At 32.9% G+C, this 19,232-nt stretch carries 16 protein-coding genes; 5 read left to right on the top strand and 11 right to left on the bottom strand.

What is annotated here, in order from left to right; genetic code table 11:
- Positions 1 to 14: 14 nt before the first annotated feature.
- On the bottom strand, positions 15 to 1,175 hold the full coding sequence (locus tag V7Q02_RS00265; RefSeq protein ID WP_333858948.1) for an ABC transporter permease subunit: 1,161 nt from the start codon (positions 1,173 to 1,175) through the stop codon (positions 15 to 17).
- Complete coding sequence (locus V7Q02_RS00260; RefSeq protein WP_333858947.1) at positions 1,168 to 2,097, bottom strand: ABC transporter ATP-binding protein; 930 nt, start codon at positions 2,095 to 2,097, stop codon at positions 1,168 to 1,170. Before V7Q02_RS00260 ends, V7Q02_RS00265 begins: the two co-directional genes overlap by 8 nt.
- A gap of 220 nt (positions 2,098 to 2,317) precedes the next feature.
- On the opposite strand from V7Q02_RS00260, the gene V7Q02_RS00255 reads away from it, so the two are divergent.
- Together V7Q02_RS00255 and V7Q02_RS00250 are read left to right on the top strand one after the other, a co-directional pair.
- Complete coding sequence (locus V7Q02_RS00255) at positions 2,318 to 2,887, top strand: GNAT family N-acetyltransferase (protein WP_333858946.1); 570 nt, start codon at positions 2,318 to 2,320, stop codon at positions 2,885 to 2,887.
- An 18-nt stretch (positions 2,888 to 2,905) separates the two neighbouring features.
- Positions 2,906 to 3,607 (top strand): alpha/beta hydrolase, encoded by a 702-nt coding sequence (locus V7Q02_RS00250; protein WP_333858945.1) that lies wholly within the window; start codon positions 2,906 to 2,908, stop codon positions 3,605 to 3,607.
- 162 nt (positions 3,608 to 3,769) lie between these two features.
- Here the strand turns inward: V7Q02_RS00250 and V7Q02_RS00245 are convergent, their stop codons facing one another.
- From V7Q02_RS00245 to V7Q02_RS00205, 9 genes are all read right to left on the bottom strand, one after another.
- Positions 3,770 to 5,503, bottom strand: coding sequence for an ABC transporter ATP-binding protein (locus V7Q02_RS00245; protein WP_333858944.1), 1,734 nt, complete (start codon positions 5,501 to 5,503; stop codon positions 3,770 to 3,772).
- Positions 5,496 to 7,301: an ABC transporter ATP-binding protein gene (locus V7Q02_RS00240; protein ID WP_333858943.1), complete on the bottom strand. Its 1,806-nt coding sequence runs from the start codon at positions 7,299 to 7,301 to the stop codon at positions 5,496 to 5,498. Before V7Q02_RS00240 ends, V7Q02_RS00245 begins: the two co-directional genes overlap by 8 nt.
- Before the next feature lie 105 nt (positions 7,302 to 7,406).
- Entirely contained in the window at positions 7,407 to 8,072 is a 666-nt protein-coding gene (locus tag V7Q02_RS00235) for a TetR/AcrR family transcriptional regulator (protein WP_333858942.1), read from the bottom strand.
- 167 nt (positions 8,073 to 8,239) lie between these two features.
- A complete protein-coding gene (locus V7Q02_RS00230; protein ID WP_333858941.1) occupies positions 8,240 to 9,829 on the bottom strand; it encodes an ABC-F family ATP-binding cassette domain-containing protein in 1,590 nt (529 codons plus the stop codon).
- Between the two features lie 285 nt (positions 9,830 to 10,114).
- Entirely contained in the window at positions 10,115 to 11,785 is a 1,671-nt protein-coding gene (gene ilvD, locus V7Q02_RS00225) for a dihydroxy-acid dehydratase (protein WP_333858940.1), read from the bottom strand.
- Between the two features lie 138 nt (positions 11,786 to 11,923).
- Complete coding sequence (locus tag V7Q02_RS00220) at positions 11,924 to 12,610, bottom strand: FadR/GntR family transcriptional regulator (RefSeq protein WP_333858939.1); 687 nt, start codon at positions 12,608 to 12,610, stop codon at positions 11,924 to 11,926.
- Between the two features lie 214 nt (positions 12,611 to 12,824).
- Complete coding sequence (locus V7Q02_RS00215) at positions 12,825 to 13,643, bottom strand: methyl-accepting chemotaxis protein (RefSeq protein WP_333858938.1); 819 nt, start codon at positions 13,641 to 13,643, stop codon at positions 12,825 to 12,827.
- A gap of 99 nt (positions 13,644 to 13,742) precedes the next feature.
- Positions 13,743 to 14,729 (bottom strand): biotin synthase BioB, encoded by a 987-nt coding sequence (gene bioB, locus V7Q02_RS00210; protein WP_333858937.1) that lies wholly within the window; start codon positions 14,727 to 14,729, stop codon positions 13,743 to 13,745.
- Between the two features lie 193 nt (positions 14,730 to 14,922).
- On the bottom strand, positions 14,923 to 15,723 hold the full coding sequence (locus V7Q02_RS00205) for a YibE/F family protein (protein WP_333858936.1): 801 nt from the start codon (positions 15,721 to 15,723) through the stop codon (positions 14,923 to 14,925).
- A gap of 31 nt (positions 15,724 to 15,754) precedes the next feature.
- Between V7Q02_RS00205 and V7Q02_RS00200 the strand changes: the two genes are divergently transcribed.
- From V7Q02_RS00200 to V7Q02_RS00190, 3 genes are all read left to right on the top strand, one after another.
- The gene (locus V7Q02_RS00200; RefSeq protein WP_333858935.1) at positions 15,755 to 17,152 is read left to right on the top strand and encodes a cell wall-binding repeat-containing protein; all 1,398 of its coding nucleotides are present in this window, start codon (positions 15,755 to 15,757) and stop codon (positions 17,150 to 17,152) included.
- A gap of 485 nt (positions 17,153 to 17,637) precedes the next feature.
- A complete protein-coding gene (locus tag V7Q02_RS00195) occupies positions 17,638 to 18,123 on the top strand; it encodes a hypothetical protein (RefSeq protein WP_333858934.1) in 486 nt (161 codons plus the stop codon).
- A gap of 21 nt (positions 18,124 to 18,144) precedes the next feature.
- Positions 18,145 to 19,209 carry a radical SAM protein gene (locus tag V7Q02_RS00190; protein WP_333858933.1) on the top strand — a complete coding sequence of 355 codons (1,065 nt, stop codon included), beginning with the start codon at positions 18,145 to 18,147 and terminating at the stop codon, positions 19,207 to 19,209.
- Positions 19,210 to 19,232: the final 23 nt, after the last annotated feature.

Genomic DNA, 19,232 nt, shown 5'->3' with positions numbered 1-19,232 from the left:
AAAGAACTGAATAACTAATCAAAATCTCTCTTTCCAAAAATATAAGTGCTTAAAAACAGAGCAATGAAAATCCATGCCAGACACACTGTAAAAACAAAATAAATATTTATACTGCTGGTAAGTTGTACAGAAATATCTCCACTTAAGGTGCCTATACTATTAATCATATATGGTATAGGCAAAAATTTTATAAATACTCCATACTTGGCTGATACAAGATAGCTCCCCATAAAGCCTAATATATACCACACTGTTGTTCCTGCAATTATTATAAAACTTGCAATAGATGAAACAAGTGAATTTCTGCAAATTGTTGATATAAAAAGTATTATTGATACAATAGCTGCCAAAATAACTATTACAATGAACAATACTTCTACAACTGCACTCCAAAGTGGAATTACTTTCCTGCTTCCCCCTACATATTTCATTTGTGAAGTTATTGAACTTAAAATCAGTGATTTATCTAAAATATACTTTGCACCTACATCAAAGGGTAACCTATAATCTGTAAAACCCAGATGAACTCCAGCTTCCACTATAAATATTACAGCACTTGTGATTATAGCAGTTGTACTTAAAATTATTGAAACAATAAATTTAGATACTATAACTTTTTTTCTTGAAATAGGTCTGATAATCAAAGCCTTAATTGTATTTGGCGAATATTCTCCTGACACCATATCAGATAATAGTATAATGGTACTAAGTATAAAAATAGGTATAAAATTTATCAGAGTTTCTAAAGCTGCGTACATCCCCTTTGGCATTAACTCACTCTTTTCTATATCATATTTTCTTTCATATCTTAATTGGAGTAACCTGTATTCATTTTTGGGATCCCTCTCCTTTTCTAATTTTTGAATTTGTTCATCTAATTTTGATTTATCATAGCTATTTATCTGATTTAGCTGTTCTTCTTTATCTTTTATTTCTTTTTCAGTTTCCAATATATCTCTTGCAAAATCTGCCTTTCTCAATTCACTATCAGCCTTATCCCTGCCATTTTTTTGATTATTGAGAAGAATTTTATAATTTTGAATCTGTGTTTCTAAACTTTTTGTTTTTAAAATGCTTTTCAATCCAAAAACTATGGTAATAATAAGCATAATGATAAGGATAATTTTCTTTTTTATTATAACTCTTTTAAATTCTTGCCATATATATCTATTCATCCCTATCCTCTCCCATCATTTTTATAAATTTATCTTCTAAATTTTGCTTTAATTCAAAGAAACCTTGTACGCTTATCTTAGCATCATGTAATTTCTTAAGTATCTCAAAAATGTCATTTATATCACTATTAATTAAAATTGAAATTCCCTTGTTTTCTATTTTTAATAGTTTTACATAGGGTATACTTTGAATAACTTTTGAAGATTCTTTAGGAGAATCCGTTTTTATAAATATATTTTTTTCATTAGCAGCTTTCATACTATTATCCATCTTTTGAACACTTATAATTTTTCCTTTATCTATAAATACAATCTTTGTACATATATTTTCTATTTCACTTAAGATGTGAGAAGATATAAAAATACTTACTCCCTTTTTTCTAGCCAGATTATTTATAACACTTTTAAATTCAAAAACCCCCACAGGATCTAGTCCATTTGTAGGCTCATCCAGTATCAACAATGATACATTTCCCATTAACGCTTCTGCAATCCCTAGTCTTTGTTTCATACCTAATGAATATTTTTTTACCTTTTCATCAATTTTCACTCCTAAATTTGAAAGTTTTATAGCATTTTCCCTGTCACCTTCTGTTACATCCTTAATTACACTGGATATATGATTTAAATTTTGTCTTCCTGTCATATATTCATACATTATTGGTGTTTCTACTAATGCCCCCACATTTCTCAAAGCTTCCTCTCTTTCAGTTTTAAGATTTTTTCCACAGATTATAACCTTACCTTTATCAGCATATAACATACTTGTTATAATTTTAATCAATGTGGTTTTACCTGCACCATTTCTCCCTACAAAGCCACATATTTCACCTTTATCTATGGAAAAATTGATATCATCCAACACTATTTTATGGCCTCGTTTTTTAGAAACATGTATTACTTCTAAAACCTTATCATCCATTCCAATCACCTTCTTAATATTTATTTTATATTCATTATAAAATACAAAAATATATTAAAAATATAAAAAAAATAAAGAAAAAATAAACTGAACCCTTTCATTCATTTTACTGAACCAGTGGTAAGATACAACAATGTATGGTATGATCTTCATCAAGTGATTCCTAGGCTCAAGTAGCATTTGCTTATAACGAAATAGAAATGAAAGAAGGCTTCAAAATATGAATACAGATATCTCTATCAGAATGGCCACAGAGGATGATGCAGAAGAAATTTTGAAGATCTATGCCCCCTATGTTGAAAATACCGCTATAACTTTTGAATATACCATACCATCTATTGCAGAATTTTCACAAAGAATTAGTGATACTTTAAAAATGTATCCCTATATTGTTGCCTTGGAAGATGACCAAATTACTGGCTATGCATATGCAGCACCTTTCAAGCAGCGTGCAGCATACAACTGGGCGGTGGAAACCACCATATATTTGAGGGAAAATTGCAGAGGTAATGGTCTTGGAAAAAAGCTGTATCTTGCTTTGGAAGATATTCTTAAACATCAAAACATTATCAACTTAAATGCCTGTATTGCATATACCTCTGGTGAAGATATGTATCTTGACAATAGCAGTACCGCTTTCCATGAACATTTAGGCTATACCAAGGTAGCTCATTTTACAAAATGCGGTTATAAATTTGGTACCTGGTACGATATGATCTGGATGGAAAAAATACTTGGGGAGCATCCACATACTCCTGATGCTGTCATCCCAATAACAGAATTTCACTAATAAAATGAGGTAAAGTAAATGATAAAACATATTTTAAAAATAAACAATATCCCTGCAATTTTGTGGGGAGACAAGTCAGATAAACTATTTATAGCAGTACATGGTAATATGTCCCATAAGGCTGATGAAGTAATTGTCCTATTGGCAGAAGAAGCACTATCAAAAGGTTACCAGGTACTTAGCTTTGACCTGCCTGAACATGGAGATCGCAGACATGAGCCTTATGTCTGTAAAGTACAAAATTGCCTTTGTGATCTTGGTACTGTTATGAATTATGCCAAATCCCTGTCAAATAGCATAAGTCTTTTTGGCTGCAGTATGGGAGCATATTTTAGTCTGCTGGAGTATAATCATACCCCATTTACGCAATGCCTGTTTTTATCTCCTGTATTAAACATGGAACGTATAATAAATAATATGATGACATGGTTTAACATAAGTGAAAACGAGTTAAAAATAAAAAGGGAGATTTCCACACCAATTGGACAAACTCTCTACTGGGATTACTACTGTTATATAAAAAAACACCCTGTTACTGCCTGGAATAATCCAACTTCTATCCTCTACGGTTCAGAAGATAAATTATGCGAATTTGATACTATATCTGAATTTGTTAAAAAATTCAACTGTAATCTGCAAGTGATGGAAAATGGAGAACACTATTTTCATACTGCTGAGCAGCTGCAATATTTCAGACATTGGCTAAAAGAACATATATAAGATCCTTAGATGAATATAGAATTTCATAAGCCTGTTGAATTATGCCACTAAAAATATTATAAAAGCAAACTTCACCCCCAATTGTTTGAGAGAAAGTGCTGGTTAGATTGGTTTTCTATACCTTCACACACTCTCTATTATATTTTTTCTAGAATTTGCTTGCTAATTACTCTGATATTGAGTTTTTAACATAGTTGAAAAAACCCCTTGTTTTTCCTTTAATTTCAAAGGTGGTCCACTCTCGGCGATGACCCCGTCTTTAATCACCACAATCTTATCTGCACCTAACACTGTTCTCATACGGTGAGCAATAATCAAAACCGTTTTATTTTTTATAAGCTCCCCAAGTGCACTTTGTATTTTACTTTCATTCTCTGCATCGAGAGATGCTGTAGCTTCGTCAAGCAGTATAATGGGAGCATCCTTTAAAATGGCTCTAGCTATGGATATTCTCTGTCGTTCTCCGCCAGATAATTTTTCTCCATTTTCCCCAATTAAAGTCTTATATCCCTGGGGAAGCTTACTTATAAACTCATGGCATTGGGCAAGCTGTGCTGCTCTTATAACCTCTTCATCTGATGCATCCTTTTTCCCTAAACGTATATTCTCCATAACACTTGAGTTAAAAAGTGTAACATCCTGGAAAACTATAGAATAATACTTTAATAAGGTTTCAGGGTCAAACTGGGAAATATCCTCTCCACCCAAGGCAATGGTGCCTCTGTCTATATCCCAAAATCTTGCAGACAGCTTTGCAATAGTGCTCTTTCCTCCTCCTGAAGGCCCTACAAGGGCTGTAACATCACCCTGTCTTGCAGTAAAGCTCACATTATTCAAAATTTTGATACCATCCTGATAAGAAAAATCAACCTTCTTAAATTCTATATCATGATTTTGGGGATTGAACTCAGTCTTTCCATCCTGTCTCGGCATTTTATCCATTTCTTTCATACGATTAATTCGCACATCCAGATACAGAAGCAGTGCAAAATTATTCATTGCATCCATAATTGGATTATAGATTCGTGCAGTGACTATAAGAAATACCAGATAAGTAAATATACTTATCTCTCCTGTTGATAAAAGATATGCACCATACAGTACAACACTGGGTAATCCAAGCTTTAGAAATACATAAGACAGATTGACAAATGCCCCTATCACAAGTTCTCCTTTAATCATCATTTTTTCAAGAACATCCAATTTTAAATTTAACATATTGGAAAAAGCAGCTTCTCTGTTATAGGATTTTATTTCATGTGCGGAATCAAGTCCCTCTTGAATTTTATCTGAAATATCTCTTTTTATATTATAAAGCCTTGTATGCATGGTTTTTTGAAACTTCCTTGACAGATAAAATACTAATGCCGAAACTGGAACTACCCAAAATACTGCCACAGACAACTTCCAATTGTAAAAAAACATCATCACACCCATGACAAAAACAGTCAATACTGCTGCATAAATCTGAGGTACTGAATGTGAAAAAAGGGTTTCTATTTGTGTAGCATCTTCCATTATAGTCGAACTTAAATCTGAAATATCCTTTTTTCCGAAAAAAGCCAACGGAAGCTTTCGCAACGTCTCGGCCAGACTTACCCTTCTTCTGGCACTTTCTTCATAAATCTTGGTATAGGCTGAATTATATTGAAAATACGCAATAACCAACATTACTATAAAAAAAACCACAGACAAAACAACATAGTATATAATGCCATTTTGAGGCTTTCCTAATGGGTTAAAAAGTAATATCATATATTCATCTAAAAATTTAAAACCTATAACCACCGTAACCATAAAGCTGATGTCCATAATAATTGTCCAAACGATTGCATTAAAAAGATCCTTTGCACCTTTTTCAGATAAAGCATATTTATTTTGAAAATATTTAAACATTTTGACCTCCTAACTCTAAATCCTTAGCACTTATTTTCCATGCTACAGATTTTTGATATTCCTCCCACATTGCTTTGTAGAGACCTCCCCTATTCAGTAAATCCTCATGACTTCCTTCTTCTGCAATTTTTCCCTTTTCTATAACCAGAATCCTATCCACATTCTGTACGCTTGTAAGACGGTGGGCAATCATCAGTGTGGTTTTACCGCGGCTAAGTTCTTTCAAAGCTTTTTGGATCAGATGCTCATTCTCTGGATCGGCAAAGGCAGTAGCTTCATCTAACAATACAATAGGAGCATCTTTTACAATAGCTCTTGCAATAGCAATTCTTTGCTGTTCCCCTCCTGAAAGATACGTCCCTTTTGAGCCAATAACCGTATCAAGTCCCTCTGGGAGATTTTCTACAATTTCTCTTGACTGTGAAAAATCAACGGCTTTATTTATTTCTTCCTCTTTCACATTTTCTTTTCCAAAAACTATATTTTCCCTTAATGAATCTTTAAATAATCTTGTATTTTGAAATACCATGGAAATATTATTCATCAGTTCTTTTTTAGGAACATCTTTAACATTGATTCCTCCTACTAAGACCTCCCCTTCATCTACATCCCAAAAACGTGCTGCCAGTCTTGCAATTGTGGTTTTTCCTCCTCCTGAAGCCCCCACCAATGCAATGGTTTCCCCCTGGTTTAATTTAAAGCTAATTTTGTCAATAGCAGGCTTATGACTGCCTTCATATGAAAACACTACATTTTTAAACTCCAAACTATGATTTTTTATATTTTTATTATTTTTCATATAGCTCATGCTGCCATAATCAAGTAGACTATCCAGTCTGTCGATAGCTTGCTGTGCTATCATAGTATTTTGCTGAAAATGCATGGACTTCATCAATAACATAGTAAAAATCGGGGATACAAGTATATAAAAAACAAAATCTGCAAGTACAAGGGGGATATTCTCTCCTCTTCCTATTAGAAATATGGCCATTGGTATTAAAAAGAATACCGCCGATTGCATAACAGTACTGTAAAACGACATAGGCTTTTGCCAAAGCAGGGTATAAGCATGAACCATCTCTTTATATTTGAGGATGCTGTTATAAAAGCGCTTAAAAGAAAAGATGCTTTGACCAAAGGTTTTTACAACAGGAATACCTCGTATATATTCTACAGATTCAGAGCTCATTTCTTCTAAAGAATCAAAATATAACTTTTGAAATTTTTTTCCTTCAGCATTCATCATGAATCTCATAGTTATAAAGCCTAAAGCAATTGGAACAAGGGATGCTAAACCCATTCTCCAGTCTACGGTAAAAATTAATACTATAAGAATAATGGGAGATACAACACTGCCTGCCATATCTGGAAGCTGGTGTGCCAAGAAACTATGCGTAGTTCCCGCTCCATCATTTACGATTTTTCGTATTTTACCACTGGAGTGCTTATCAAAAAAGCCAAGGGGCATAGAAAGAATTTTTTCCATACCAACCTTTTGCATCCCTATCTCCACACGAAAAGCTGCAAGATGGGAACTCAAAAGTGCAAAAAAATACACAACAATTCCTCCTATAGCACTTCCAAAAGCAAGCCATGCATAAAAGCTGATACTTGTTAAATTAATAGAATGGGGATCTGATAAAATATCCCGTGTTATATACCATACTAGCATAAAAGGTACAATGTTAAGAACTGCGGACAATCCCGACAATACTAATGCTGTGGGCAAAAGGATTTTCTTTTTTCCCATATAGGGTGTAAATCTTTTTAATATAAATTTCTTTTTCTCTGCTTGCATTCTCTCATCCTCCCATTGTTAGATTAATCTAACTTTATAATAATTTTTTTGAGGTTCTCAAGAACCCCATATATTTTTAATGTACCAACATTACATAAGTATTTTTTATAGATTTAAAATTTTCTGCCATCCAGCTGTAAAAAATTGTTTTAAACTTCCTATGTAGGTATCTGCAGCTTCCTTTGACATATCATGTTTAACCACCTCAAATACAGCAGAAAAAAACGCACTGGAAATAATATGAAGAAGTTCCAGCGTTGCCCTGCCAGAAGCTATTACATCATTACCTATAGATTCAACAAATCTTAATGTATACTCAACCTCAACCTCTACAAGGTCATGGATAAAATCCGAAAAGGCTGTTCCTTCAGCACAGGAAATAAGCAATTTAAATTCATCAAAATAATTGTAAATATATGTAATAAATTTCCTCACTTCATGAGAGGAATAATCATATACAGTTTTTTTCTTTTCAGCTTCAGGCAGCCGATCAAATTCCTGCTGAGCTAGTACAAACATATCTTTCAATCCATTTACTGCTGGTAAAACCAACGCTTCAAACAATGCCTCTTTGTCAGTATAATACCCATAAAATGCTCCTGTAGTCACACCTGCTTGTTTTACAATATTTCTCAAAGATGCGTCCTTAAAGCCTTTCTCTAAAAACTCTTTTTTCCCTTCTTCCATAATTTTCTGCAGAGTATTTAAATCCTCCTTGCTCATATTATCATCTCCAAATATAACACTGTTATATACAACTGTTATGTTCATAATATTCCATCCATACAATTCTGTCAAGTGTAATTTAAATTAATTTTTATATATTATTTTCATTTTTCCCAATTCTCTAAAGCACCGTTAGTACGACACTTTTCATATGAATTTTTCACTAATACCTGTTTCAAAATGTAAAAACCATATTGAAACAGGCTGTATCACTAACTTTGAATACTTTCTAGATATTCATCATAGGTTAACCTTTTATCTATAAACCCACTATGGGTAAGCTGTATAATTCTATTTGCTACAGTTTGGATAAATTCATGATCATAAGATGAAAATAGAACAATACTCTTATAATCCAAAAGTCCATTGTTCAATGCGGTAATAGATTCTAAATCCAGATGATTGGTAGGTTGATCCAAAATAAGCACATTGGCATTTTCCATCATCATCTTTGCCAGCATACATCGTACCTTTTCCCCTCCTGAAAGAACATTTACCTGCTTTAAAGCTTCTTCTCCCGAAAACAAAATCCTGCCCAAAAATCCTCTTATGTAACTTTCAGACTTTTCCTCTGAAAATTGTCTCAACCAATCCACCAAATTTAATTCTTGTTCATTGAAATAATCTGAATTGTCCTTTGGAAAATATGATCTAGAGATAGTAACTCCCCATTTATAGCTGCCGGTATCTGGTTCCAATTCCCCCATAAGAATTTTAAACAATGTAGTTTCTTGAACCTCATTTTCCGATATAAAGGCAATTTTATCCCCTTTTGATACTGTAAAGCTGACATTATCTAATACTTTCTTTCCATCTATACTTTTTGTAATTCCGTCAACTATTAATATATCATTTCCCACTTCTCTTTCAGGCTTAAAACCCATAAAGGGATATTTCCTGCTGGAGGGTTTTATATCCTCTAAAGTTATCTTATCCAGTAATTTCTTACGGGATGTAGCCTGATTTGATTTTGAAGCATTGGCACTGAAACGTTCTATAAATCTCTGAAGATCCTTAATCTTTTCTTCCTTTTTTCTATTTTGTTCTTTTGCCATCTTAAGCGCCAGCTGACTTGACTGATACCAGAAATCATAATTTCCAGCATATATTTTTATTTTTCCATAATCTACATCTGCCATATATGTACACACTTTGTTTAAAAAATATCTGTCATGGGATACAACTATAACAGTGCCTTCAAAATTAATAATAAATTCTTCCAGCCATTTTATAGATTTAACATCCAGATGGTTGGTAGGTTCGTCCAAAATAAGTATGCCGGGATTTCCAAAAAGCGCCTGTGCTAGAAGTACCTTTACTTTTTGGGCACCTGTAAGTTCAGACATTTTTTTGTTATGAAGATTTATATCTATACCAAGACCCTGAAGCAGTGAAGAAGCCTCAGATTCTGCTTCCCATCCGTTTAATTCTGCAAATTCACCCTCCAGCTCAGATGCTCTTATTCCATCTTCATCTGTAAAATCGGGTTTGTCGTAAAGGGCATCTTTTTCCTTCATTATTTCATAAAGTCTTAAATTACCCATAATTACTGTTTGTAAAATCTCATATTCATCATATTGAAAATGATCTTGTTTTAGTACAGACATTCTTACATGTTTTGAGATATTCACTTCCCCTGTACCAGGCTCTATTTCTCCTGACAATATTTTTAAAAATGTAGTTTTTCCTGCACCATTTGCCCCTATAATTCCATAGCAATTACCCTGGGTAAATTTTAAATTTACATCTTCAAAAAGTTTTCTCCCTTTATATCTTAAACTAACATTATTTACATTAATCAAATTATATTCATCCTCCATTGTATTTTTGTCATTACGGAAGGATTATATCATAATTTTACTTAATAAGCATCAAAATTTTTTATAGGCTCCAAAAGTACTTTAGAGTTTTCTCATTTTAATTTGTACTTTTTCTTGACATAGTATCACACTTGATATAGACACTTAAAACAGCATACCTGAATTTAATTTACACAAATCCAGATATGCTGCAAATTCTCATGTATTACTTATACTAAATTTAAACAAACTATACATTCACTAATTACAAACTCCCAAAATCTAAAATTAAGATTTAGGAACTTCTAAAATAGCTCCTCTGTTTCCCGAAGTTACCATAGCTGCATATCTTGCAAGATAACCTGTGGTAATTTTAGGTTGTCTAGGCTTCCAATTTGATCTTCTTCTCTCTAATTCTTCCTCACTTATTTTAAAATTAATAGAATTTGCTTCTATATCTATCTTTATTATATCCCCTTCTTCAACCAATGCAATATTACCTCCCACTGCCGCTTCAGGAGAAACATGACCAATTGCAGCACCTCTTGTAGCACCACTAAAACGTCCATCTGTTATTAAAGCTACACTGCCTCCAAGGCCTCGTCCCATAATTGCAGAAGTTGGATTAAGCATTTCCCTCATACCAGGTCCGCCTTTAGGTCCTTCATATCTAATAATAACTACATCCCCAGCCACAATTTTTCCGGTGTTTATAGCATTTAGGGCATCCTCTTCACAATCAAATACCCTTGCAGGCCCTTCATGTTTTAACATTTCAGGTGCCACTGCAGAACGCTTTACCACACAGGAATCAGGAGCTAAATTACCTTTTAAAATTGCAATTCCACCAGTCTCGCTGTAAGGATTCTCAACAGGTCTTATTACCTCTTTATTCCTATTTACACAGCCTTTAATATTTTCTGCCACAGTTTTTCCTGTACATGTAATCAAATCTATATTTAACAAGTTTAATTTATTGATTTCATTCATAACGGCATAAATTCCACCTGCTTCATTCAATTCTTCTACATAATTATGTCCTGCCGGTGCTAAGTGACAAAGGTTGGGAGTTTTTGCACTGATTTCATTTGCCATATCCACATTTAACTCAATGCCGGCTTCATGGGCAATAGCCGGTAAATGGAGCATACTATTTGTACTGCATCCAAGAGCCATATCCATAGTCAAGGCGTTTTTAAAGGCAGCTTCTGTCATAATATCTCTAGGTCTTATGTTCTTTTCAATAAGCTCCATTATCTTCATTCCAGCATGCTTTGCAAGTTTTATTCTGTCAGAATAAACGGCAGGTATGGTTCCATTACCACCAAGTGCCATTCCAAGAACCTCTGTGAGACAGTTCATGCTATTTGCAGTATACATGCCTGAACAGGAACCGCAGGTAGGACATACCTTGCTTTCAAACTCCTCTAATTTCTCTTCGGTTATTTTGCCTCCGTTAAAAGCACCAACTGCTTCAGATATGCTGCTGAAACTTACTTTACAGCCATCTACCTTTCCTGCAAGCATAGGTCCTCCACTTACAAAAATAGCCGGAATGTTAAGTCTTGCCGCAGCCATTAAAAGACCCGGTACATTTTTATCACAGTTAGGTACCATTACCAGTGCATCAAAAGCATGCGCCATAGCCATAGCCTCTGTGGAATCTGCAATCAAATCTCTTGTAACAAGAGAATATTTCATTCCCTGATGTCCCATGGCAATTCCGTCACATACAGCAATGGCAGGAAAAACAATGGGAGTACCTCCAGCCATTGAAACTCCTGTCTTTACAGCTTCTACTATTTTATCTAAATTCATATGACCTGGTACTATATCATTTTTTGAACTCACAATACCCACAAGTGGTCTTTCTATCTCTTCTTTTGTAAGCCCCAAAGCATTAAGCAGGGCACGCTGTGGTGCACTTTTGGTTCCTTTTGTTATTACATCACTTCTCACTAAAATAACCTCCCTAATAAATAATTATTAAACCATTTATCTTTATTGTATGTTGTGTGATGTCTGTTGTCAACTATACATTGTATATTTTTAAAAAATAAATGTTAACTTTTATAACTATAAAAATTAACATTTATCTTATTCTTCGTATATACCCATACCTCTCATAGCATGTATGATATGAAGCTTCATTGCAGTTTTTGCCCCTTCTGCATCTCTCTTGGATAAAAATTCCATTATCATGCGGTGATCATTTAGTGTATCTTGTATTACAGCTTCATTATCATCTGACAACATAACACCCTTATCAATGGATTTATAAAGTATAGGCATAAGCCTATTCATAAATTCATTATGGGTGGCTTTTGCAATGGATTTATGAAAAACCCTTTCAGTTTCAGTTCTGTCTTCTTTATTTAAAATTTTTTGTTCTTCTAGTCTACCATAGTAAATTATTCTTTTTATCTCCTTATCTGTAGCCCTCTTTGCAGCGTAATAGGCAGTTTCAGGTTCAAAAATCAATCTCATTTCATATAAGTCTCTAGCATTTAATTTTATTGTAGAAAGTTCCTCCAAGCCAAAGTTTTCATGAAAACCTTCCTGATTTACTACAAATGTGCCTTTTCCCCTTCTAATTTCAAGAACATTACGGGCAACCAAAATACGAATTGCTTCCCTTAATGTAGTCCTGCTTACCTGCATAAGGTCAGAGAGTTCATTTTCATTTGGAAGTTTATCTCCCACCGAAAATTTCTTATCTATAGTAATCATTGAAAATATATCCTCTGCAATACTTTGAGATAAATTCTTTTCTCTCCTTGGCATAAATCTCCTCCTTTTGCCTCCATATCTCTATAATATAATAAAATATTATGTCTTTCAAGAGAGATGTCATATGTTCCTCTACACATATGACATAGTATTATTATAATAATCGAGTAATTCAGAGGTTCAGGTAGCGTTTGCTATAGAGAAATGCTTATCTCCCATCTTAAAGAAGATGGGAATATTAGCTAATTCCAGCGTTATGATAAAAATTTTATACATTTTTAGTCATATTTACCAGCACTTCTGAATTGGAAGTAACTTCCTCTAATGTAGAAGTTATTTCTTCTGTGGACGCAGCCTGTGATTCAGCCATAAGTTTTGTACTGTTTATTTCTTTAATGACTTCATCTATAGCTCCTCTCATTTCTAAAAGTAGTTTTGATATTTTCTTTGCCGATTCCCCACTTATTTGGGAAAGCTTTCGCATTTCATCTGCAACAACTGAAAAACCTCTTCCCGCCTCTCCTGCTCTTGCGGCTTCAATAGCTGCATTTAAAGCTAGCAAATTGGATTGGGAAGATATGCCTGTAATGATATTCAGTATTCCATCTGTCTCTTTTATCTTTTCCCCTGTGGATTCAGCAGAGTCTACAATATTATTCATTGAACATAAAAGCTTTTGTGAATTAGCAGCAATCTCCTCTATACTTGCATTTGTCTGTTGTAATGAACTAAACATACTTGCCGTTGCCTGTTCCACTTTTAAGTGCCCAGTTAAACTCTTGCCTATGCCAACCCCTCCAATAACTTTTCCTTTTGAATTTTTAATTGGATATGAAACAGACTTAAATGGTACTCCATATACTTCTTCTGCTACCGTAATAATGTATATTTCACCATCATGAATTGTTTTATATAATGGTTCATCCACAGATAACTTCTGTCCGATTTTAATATGGAGATCAAGAGTGTCCCCCTTATGATAGTACAAAAATTCATCAGTATCCGCTACAGCTACTAATATATCTTCTTGGAAAATATCTTTTAATACAGGTGCAACTTCTAAAAATGATTCAAGTATTTTTTCCATGCTTATTATGCCTCCCAAAATATCTTATTTAGTAGCTTTATTCGATTCATTTCACAAATACTTTAATATTTCTGTAGCTATTAGGATATATTTTTCTATTTATACACATTTTTTTCTAATCTTCAATTTCAATTTTTCTATCATCTTTTTATCATCATATATTTTATTTCCCGATGTGGTAAGATAATTTCCTGTAATTGCAGCGTTTGCTCCTGCATGGAAACAATTTTCTCCAAAACTCTCCATAAGATTTCTTCCTCCTGCAAGTCTTATAAAAGCTTTAGGGTTTATAAATCTAAAGATTGCCACGGTTTTTAATATCTCATTTTGGCTTAACTTAGGAGCATTTTCAAGAGGGGTTCCTTTAACCGGATTAAGTATATTTATGGGAATAGATTGGGCTTCAAGTTCCTTAAGCTGGAAAGCTAGTTTAACTCTATCTTCCAAGCTTTCTCCAAGTCCAATAATTCCCCCCGAGCATAACTGAAGTCCTGCTTTTTTCACTGCATTTATAGTATCTATTCTTTCATCATAGCTGTGAGTTGTACATATCTTTTTATAATATTCTCTACTGGTCTCTAAATTATGATGATACATTGTCACCCCACATTGTTTCAATCTAAGCAAATCTTTATATCCCAATATACCGAGTGAAGCACACAAATCCATTTTATTCTCTTGGTTTAGTTCTTCATATATATCTAATACCTTTTCAAAGTCTTTTCCATGAATTCCTTTGCCACTTGTAACTAGAGAAAATCTAGTTACTCCTTCACTTTCATTTTCTTTTGCCAATTTTAAAGCTTCTTCCTTTGAAACCAGTTCATAATTTTCCACATTAGTTTTGTAGTGTCCGGACTGGGCACAAAACTTGCAATCTTCAGTACACCTTCCTGATTTGGCATTCATTATGGTACATAAATCTACTTCCACACCACAAAAACACTCCTGTATATTATCTGCACTATGGCATAATTGTTTTATATCTGTTTCTACTTCAATACTGGTTAACTGCATAGCTTCTTCAAAATTTATAGCTTGTCCCTTTAGAATTTTTTCCTCTAAATATTTAATAAGTTCTTTCAAGTTAAACTCCCCTTCCATAATACTTTAAGTAGTATATATTATATATTAATATAATATACCCACATTGTAAACCTAGAAAAAATGCAGGTTTACAATAAAAACTTATCAAGGAGAGCTGCAGTACTATCATCCACCTTAAAGAAGAAGAAGTGGAGGGATTAGCTAATTACAACCTTTAGATAAAATTTAAAAATTATTTTTCTCGTTTATTTTTACCTAAAAATCTTGTAATAATTTCTGCTGAAATAAGTGAAACTATGGGAACTGTGAAGATTATTGCCATACTACCAGTTAATCCCTGGATTATTTCTAAACTTACCATATCCATGTTAATAAGTTGATTATAACTTACATTATAAGAATAAATTATTATGAGCATAGTAAGTGATGCCCCTGTAAAAGCTAAAATTAAAGTATTGGCCATAGTACCCATCATATCTTTTCCTACATTCATTCCTGACTTAAATAATTCTTTTTTACTTATATTATTATTTGATATATATATTTCCTGTATGGAAGAAGCTATTGATATACTAAGATCCATTACAGCTCCTAGAGATGATATTAAAATTCCTGCAGTTAACAATTGATATACTTTCATACCGGATACGTTAGAAATCATATTTAGACTTTCGACTCCAGTTAAATTAAGGCCTGTCAAATGAGCAAAGTGGCCAAATATAAATTCAATTATTCCTGCAATTATAACACCTGATATGGTACCTAATATAGCCGATAAAGTTTTTGCACTCCAGCTATTTAATAAAAATAGTGTAACACAGGTGGTTATAATTATTACTATAATTGAGGATAAAATTGGAGAATAGCCCCTGTATAATAGGGGTACAAATAAAAATATAATACAGGCTAATGTAAATACAAGACCTAATACAGATCTAAATCCCTTTTTTCCACCTATTATGCAAATGGCAGCAAAAAAAATAAAAATAAATATATATTGAGTATTAGCCCTGTAATAATTATATACTGTCACGCTGTATTATGTGTATGGAAACACATTGTTTATGATGCTTAACAGCAATGATATAAATGCCCAGGACCACAAGGCATTCATGCAGGAGGCAATAGCTGCAAATCCAAATGTAAAATGGAAGATAGCAGCAATGCACCATTCCATTTACAGCTCAGCAACCCATGAAACAGATGAGGATATAGCAGCCAGGAGAGTTACCCATCCAGAAGTTTTTGAGGCCCTTGGCATAGATGTAGTTTTAGATGGACATGACCACAGTTATACCAGAACTTATCAAATGTCAGGAGGAAAAGCAGTTGATGCTGATGATGCAAAAGATGGTAAAGTCACAAATCCAGAAGGAGTTTTATATATAACTGCAGACTCAGCCAGCGGAAGCAAATATTATGAATTACAGCAGCCTGATGTAAATAACTACTATGAAGCTAAAAAAGAACAGGATCATGTTCCAACATTTTCAGATGTAAGCATAAAAAATAACAGCTTTACCATTACGACTTACAGAACTGATACCATGGAAGCCATTGATACTTATACTATAAATAAACAAGCTTTTAAACAAGTAAGATTAAGCGGCTCAAATAGATACGAAACTTCAGTAAAAATATCGGAAAATGGATGGGCTAATACAGATTCAGCAGTATTAGTTTCCGGGGAAGCTTTTGCCGATGCACTTAGTGCAGCACCTTTTGCAAAACAAATAAATGCACCTATACTGTTAACTTCAAATGATTCACTTGATAAAAATACAGCAGCAGAACTTTCAAGATTGAAGGTGAAGAAAGTATATATAATTGGAGGTATCGGAGTTATATCAGGCTCAATAGAAAATGCCCTAAAAACAATGGGAATAAATATAGAGAGAATATCCGGTTCAGATAGATATGCTACTTCACTTGAAGTTGCAAAACAAATAAGCAGTCCTGGACAGGTATTTATAGCTTCTGGAAAAGAATTTTCAGATGGTATATCCATATCATCTTATGCAGCCTTATCAGGAAGTCCTATACTTCTGACAGATGGCAGCCAGTTAAATGACGACACTTTACAATATATAAAGGACAACAAAAGTACACCATATGTAATTGGCGGAACTGGAGTTGTACATGATAGTATAGTTAAAAATTTAGGAGCTGAAAGAATATCAGGTCTAGATAGATATGCTACAAATCTTGCCGTGTTAAGTAAGTTTGATGATAAATATGATTTATCCAACATTTATCTTGCCTCAGGAAGCGAATTTGCAGATGCCCTCTGTGGTTCTGCTGCAGCTAGCAAAGAAAATGCACCAGTTGTATTACTTGATAAAAATAATTCTAGTGATATAAAAAATTATATCAAATCAAAAACAGCAAATGCCAATCAAATTCATATTCTAGGAGGAGAAGGAGTAATATCTCAAGATATTGTTAATCAAATTTTACAATGAAAAATTATTTTCTTAATCAACAAACTTAGTATTATCTGAAATAAACTCGATGCTGCTTTAAATAAGCATCATTATATCCTTATAATCTATTATTAATTTTTGCCTATATAGTATAGAAGTAATATAGCAAGTGCCAGTATTATTATATTAATACTGGCACTTTTTCCCTTTACCTCAAACTTTTATTCCTATTTTTTACTGTATAAAAAAAAATAAAAATATAAAGTAACATTATTATCCATTCCTTAGATGAAGTAACTTTTATAACGAGAAATTATACGCAAAGTTATATATCGATAATTTATTAGTGGTTTTTTTAATAAATAAATAAAAATCGCCCTATAAAACTTGACTTTTAATAAAATAAAAAATATAATGATACAAAACACTACTAAACATTACTAAAGCACCTATTTTGAGAAATAGTGTAACTTTTAATACTAAAATGTATTAAAACATTAAAAAAGCCAAGAGGTGAAAAAGTTATGAAAATAAGAACTGATTATGTAACAAACAGTAGTTCCGTAAGTTATATCATTACAATGAATGTAGACTTTATTGAGTTTATGAAGAAGAAAAAACCTGAATTTTATACTAACAATGTAAAGAGAAGCAGAATCTATAACGCAGTACGAGAAGATTTAATCAATACTGGAACAAAGATAAAATTACTTGACAGAGAAGTATACTCTAAAAGGTATGCACTTATTAAAAAGAGAGATTGTAAGTATGATATTTCATTTGATAAACCTATAGAAGATGTAGACTTTTCAACTTTAAGTGAGGAAGAATTATGGTCTTATATATATGGCGAATATTTTGTAAACGGAAGACTTTCTGGTGAATTTAAAGGTTTGGGATCTGTTCAGGTAATAAAAGATGATACCCCTCCCATAGAAAAAAATTGTGAGAATATAGCTTGTGGCAGTTGTGAAAAAAAAGATACTGATAAATGTGACAAAATCAAATGATATTTACTGGAGGTAGATTAGATGAAAGTAAGAAGGCATAGTAAAAATTATAACTTCTATGGAGATACGGAAACCGGAGTAACTATGCGTTGGGGAAGCTCCATTAATACTAATCCAGAATATGCACCCTGGCCGGAGTTAGCGGATATTTCAATTAGCAATCATTGTACAAAAGGATGTGAATTTTGCTATAAGGGAAGCACAGAAAATAATTCTTTTATGCTGTTGGATGAGTATGATTATATTCTATCCTCTTTAAATAGTAAAAGATGGGGAAATGTATTTCAAGTTGCTTTAGGCGGCGGTGAACCTTTAGAACATCCATATTTTATACAAATACTCAAAAAAACAAATAAAAAAGGTATTGTAGCTAATTTTACAACTAATGGAATTCATCTTGACAAAACTATGGCTAAATATATGAAAGAAAGAGTAGGTGCTGCTGCAATATCAATTGGTACAATTAATGAATTAAAACCAAATAAAATAAAACTTCTTGCAGACGAAGGTATAAAGGCAAATATACATTTTATTTTAGATAATGGGTCAATATATGAAGCTATAGATATTTTAAAGGGCAAATATAATGATTTATTCAAAAATATCAACGGCATAATTTTTTTAACTTATAAGCCTAAAGGCAGGGCTTCTATAGATAAATGTTTAAATATGGATGAGAAGTTCAAGGAATTTACATCCTTAACTGAAAATAATATGTGCACTGCCAGAGTGGGTTTTGATGCCTGTTTTGTACCAGTTCTAATGAGGTATACAGATATCAATGTAGACTATATTGATTCCTGCGAATGTGGGTTTTTTTCAGTTTATATTGATGAAGAATTGAATGTAAAACCCTGTTCCTTTGCTAATGATCAAAGGTTTTCCTACAATCTGAAACAATATACTATGGAAGCCATCTGGCATGAAAAATATAAAGATTATAGAAAAGAAATAATAAAGAATCTCTGTATTAGAGATTGTAAAAATAAAATGTACTGTCGAGGAAAATGCATTTATTATGATAAGTTATCATTTTGTTATAAAGGTCCAGAAACTGAAGAACAAATTAAAAAAATTATAGTTTAATCGTAATACGTATATAGAGGGGG

Origin of the sequence: Clostridium sp., assembly GCF_036781005.1 — a bacterium.
Lineage (GTDB): Bacteria > Bacillota > Clostridia > Clostridiales > Clostridiaceae > Clostridium_B.
Note: the sequence above shows the minus strand (reverse complement) of the source record. Positions and strands in the feature narration are given on the sequence as shown.

What these genes read in the sequence shown, in the direction of transcription:
- V7Q02_RS00265 (WP_333858948.1), bottom strand. Translation starts at nt 1,175, where the DNA reads ATGAATAGATATATATGGCAAGAATTTAAAAGAGTTATAATAAAAAAG.
- V7Q02_RS00260 (WP_333858947.1), bottom strand. Translation starts at nt 2,097, where the DNA reads ATGGATGATAAGGTTTTAGAAGTAATACATGTTTCTAAAAAACGAGGC.
- V7Q02_RS00255 (WP_333858946.1), top strand. Translation starts at nt 2,318, where the DNA reads ATGAATACAGATATCTCTATCAGAATGGCCACAGAGGATGATGCAGAA.
- V7Q02_RS00250 (WP_333858945.1), top strand. Translation starts at nt 2,906, where the DNA reads ATGATAAAACATATTTTAAAAATAAACAATATCCCTGCAATTTTGTGG.
- V7Q02_RS00245 (WP_333858944.1), bottom strand. Translation starts at nt 5,503, where the DNA reads ATGTTTAAATATTTTCAAAATAAATATGCTTTATCTGAAAAAGGTGCA.
- V7Q02_RS00240 (WP_333858943.1), bottom strand. Translation starts at nt 7,301, where the DNA reads ATGCAAGCAGAGAAAAAGAAATTTATATTAAAAAGATTTACACCCTAT.
- V7Q02_RS00235 (WP_333858942.1), bottom strand. Translation starts at nt 8,072, where the DNA reads ATGAACATAACAGTTGTATATAACAGTGTTATATTTGGAGATGATAAT.
- V7Q02_RS00220 (WP_333858939.1), bottom strand. Translation starts at nt 12,610, where the DNA reads ATGCCAAGGAGAGAAAAGAATTTATCTCAAAGTATTGCAGAGGATATA.
- V7Q02_RS00215 (WP_333858938.1), bottom strand. Translation starts at nt 13,643, where the DNA reads ATGGAAAAAATACTTGAATCATTTTTAGAAGTTGCACCTGTATTAAAA.
- V7Q02_RS00200 (WP_333858935.1), top strand. Translation starts at nt 15,755, where the DNA reads ATGATGCTTAACAGCAATGATATAAATGCCCAGGACCACAAGGCATTC.
- V7Q02_RS00195 (WP_333858934.1), top strand. Translation starts at nt 17,638, where the DNA reads ATGAAAATAAGAACTGATTATGTAACAAACAGTAGTTCCGTAAGTTAT.
- V7Q02_RS00190 (WP_333858933.1), top strand. Translation starts at nt 18,145, where the DNA reads ATGAAAGTAAGAAGGCATAGTAAAAATTATAACTTCTATGGAGATACG.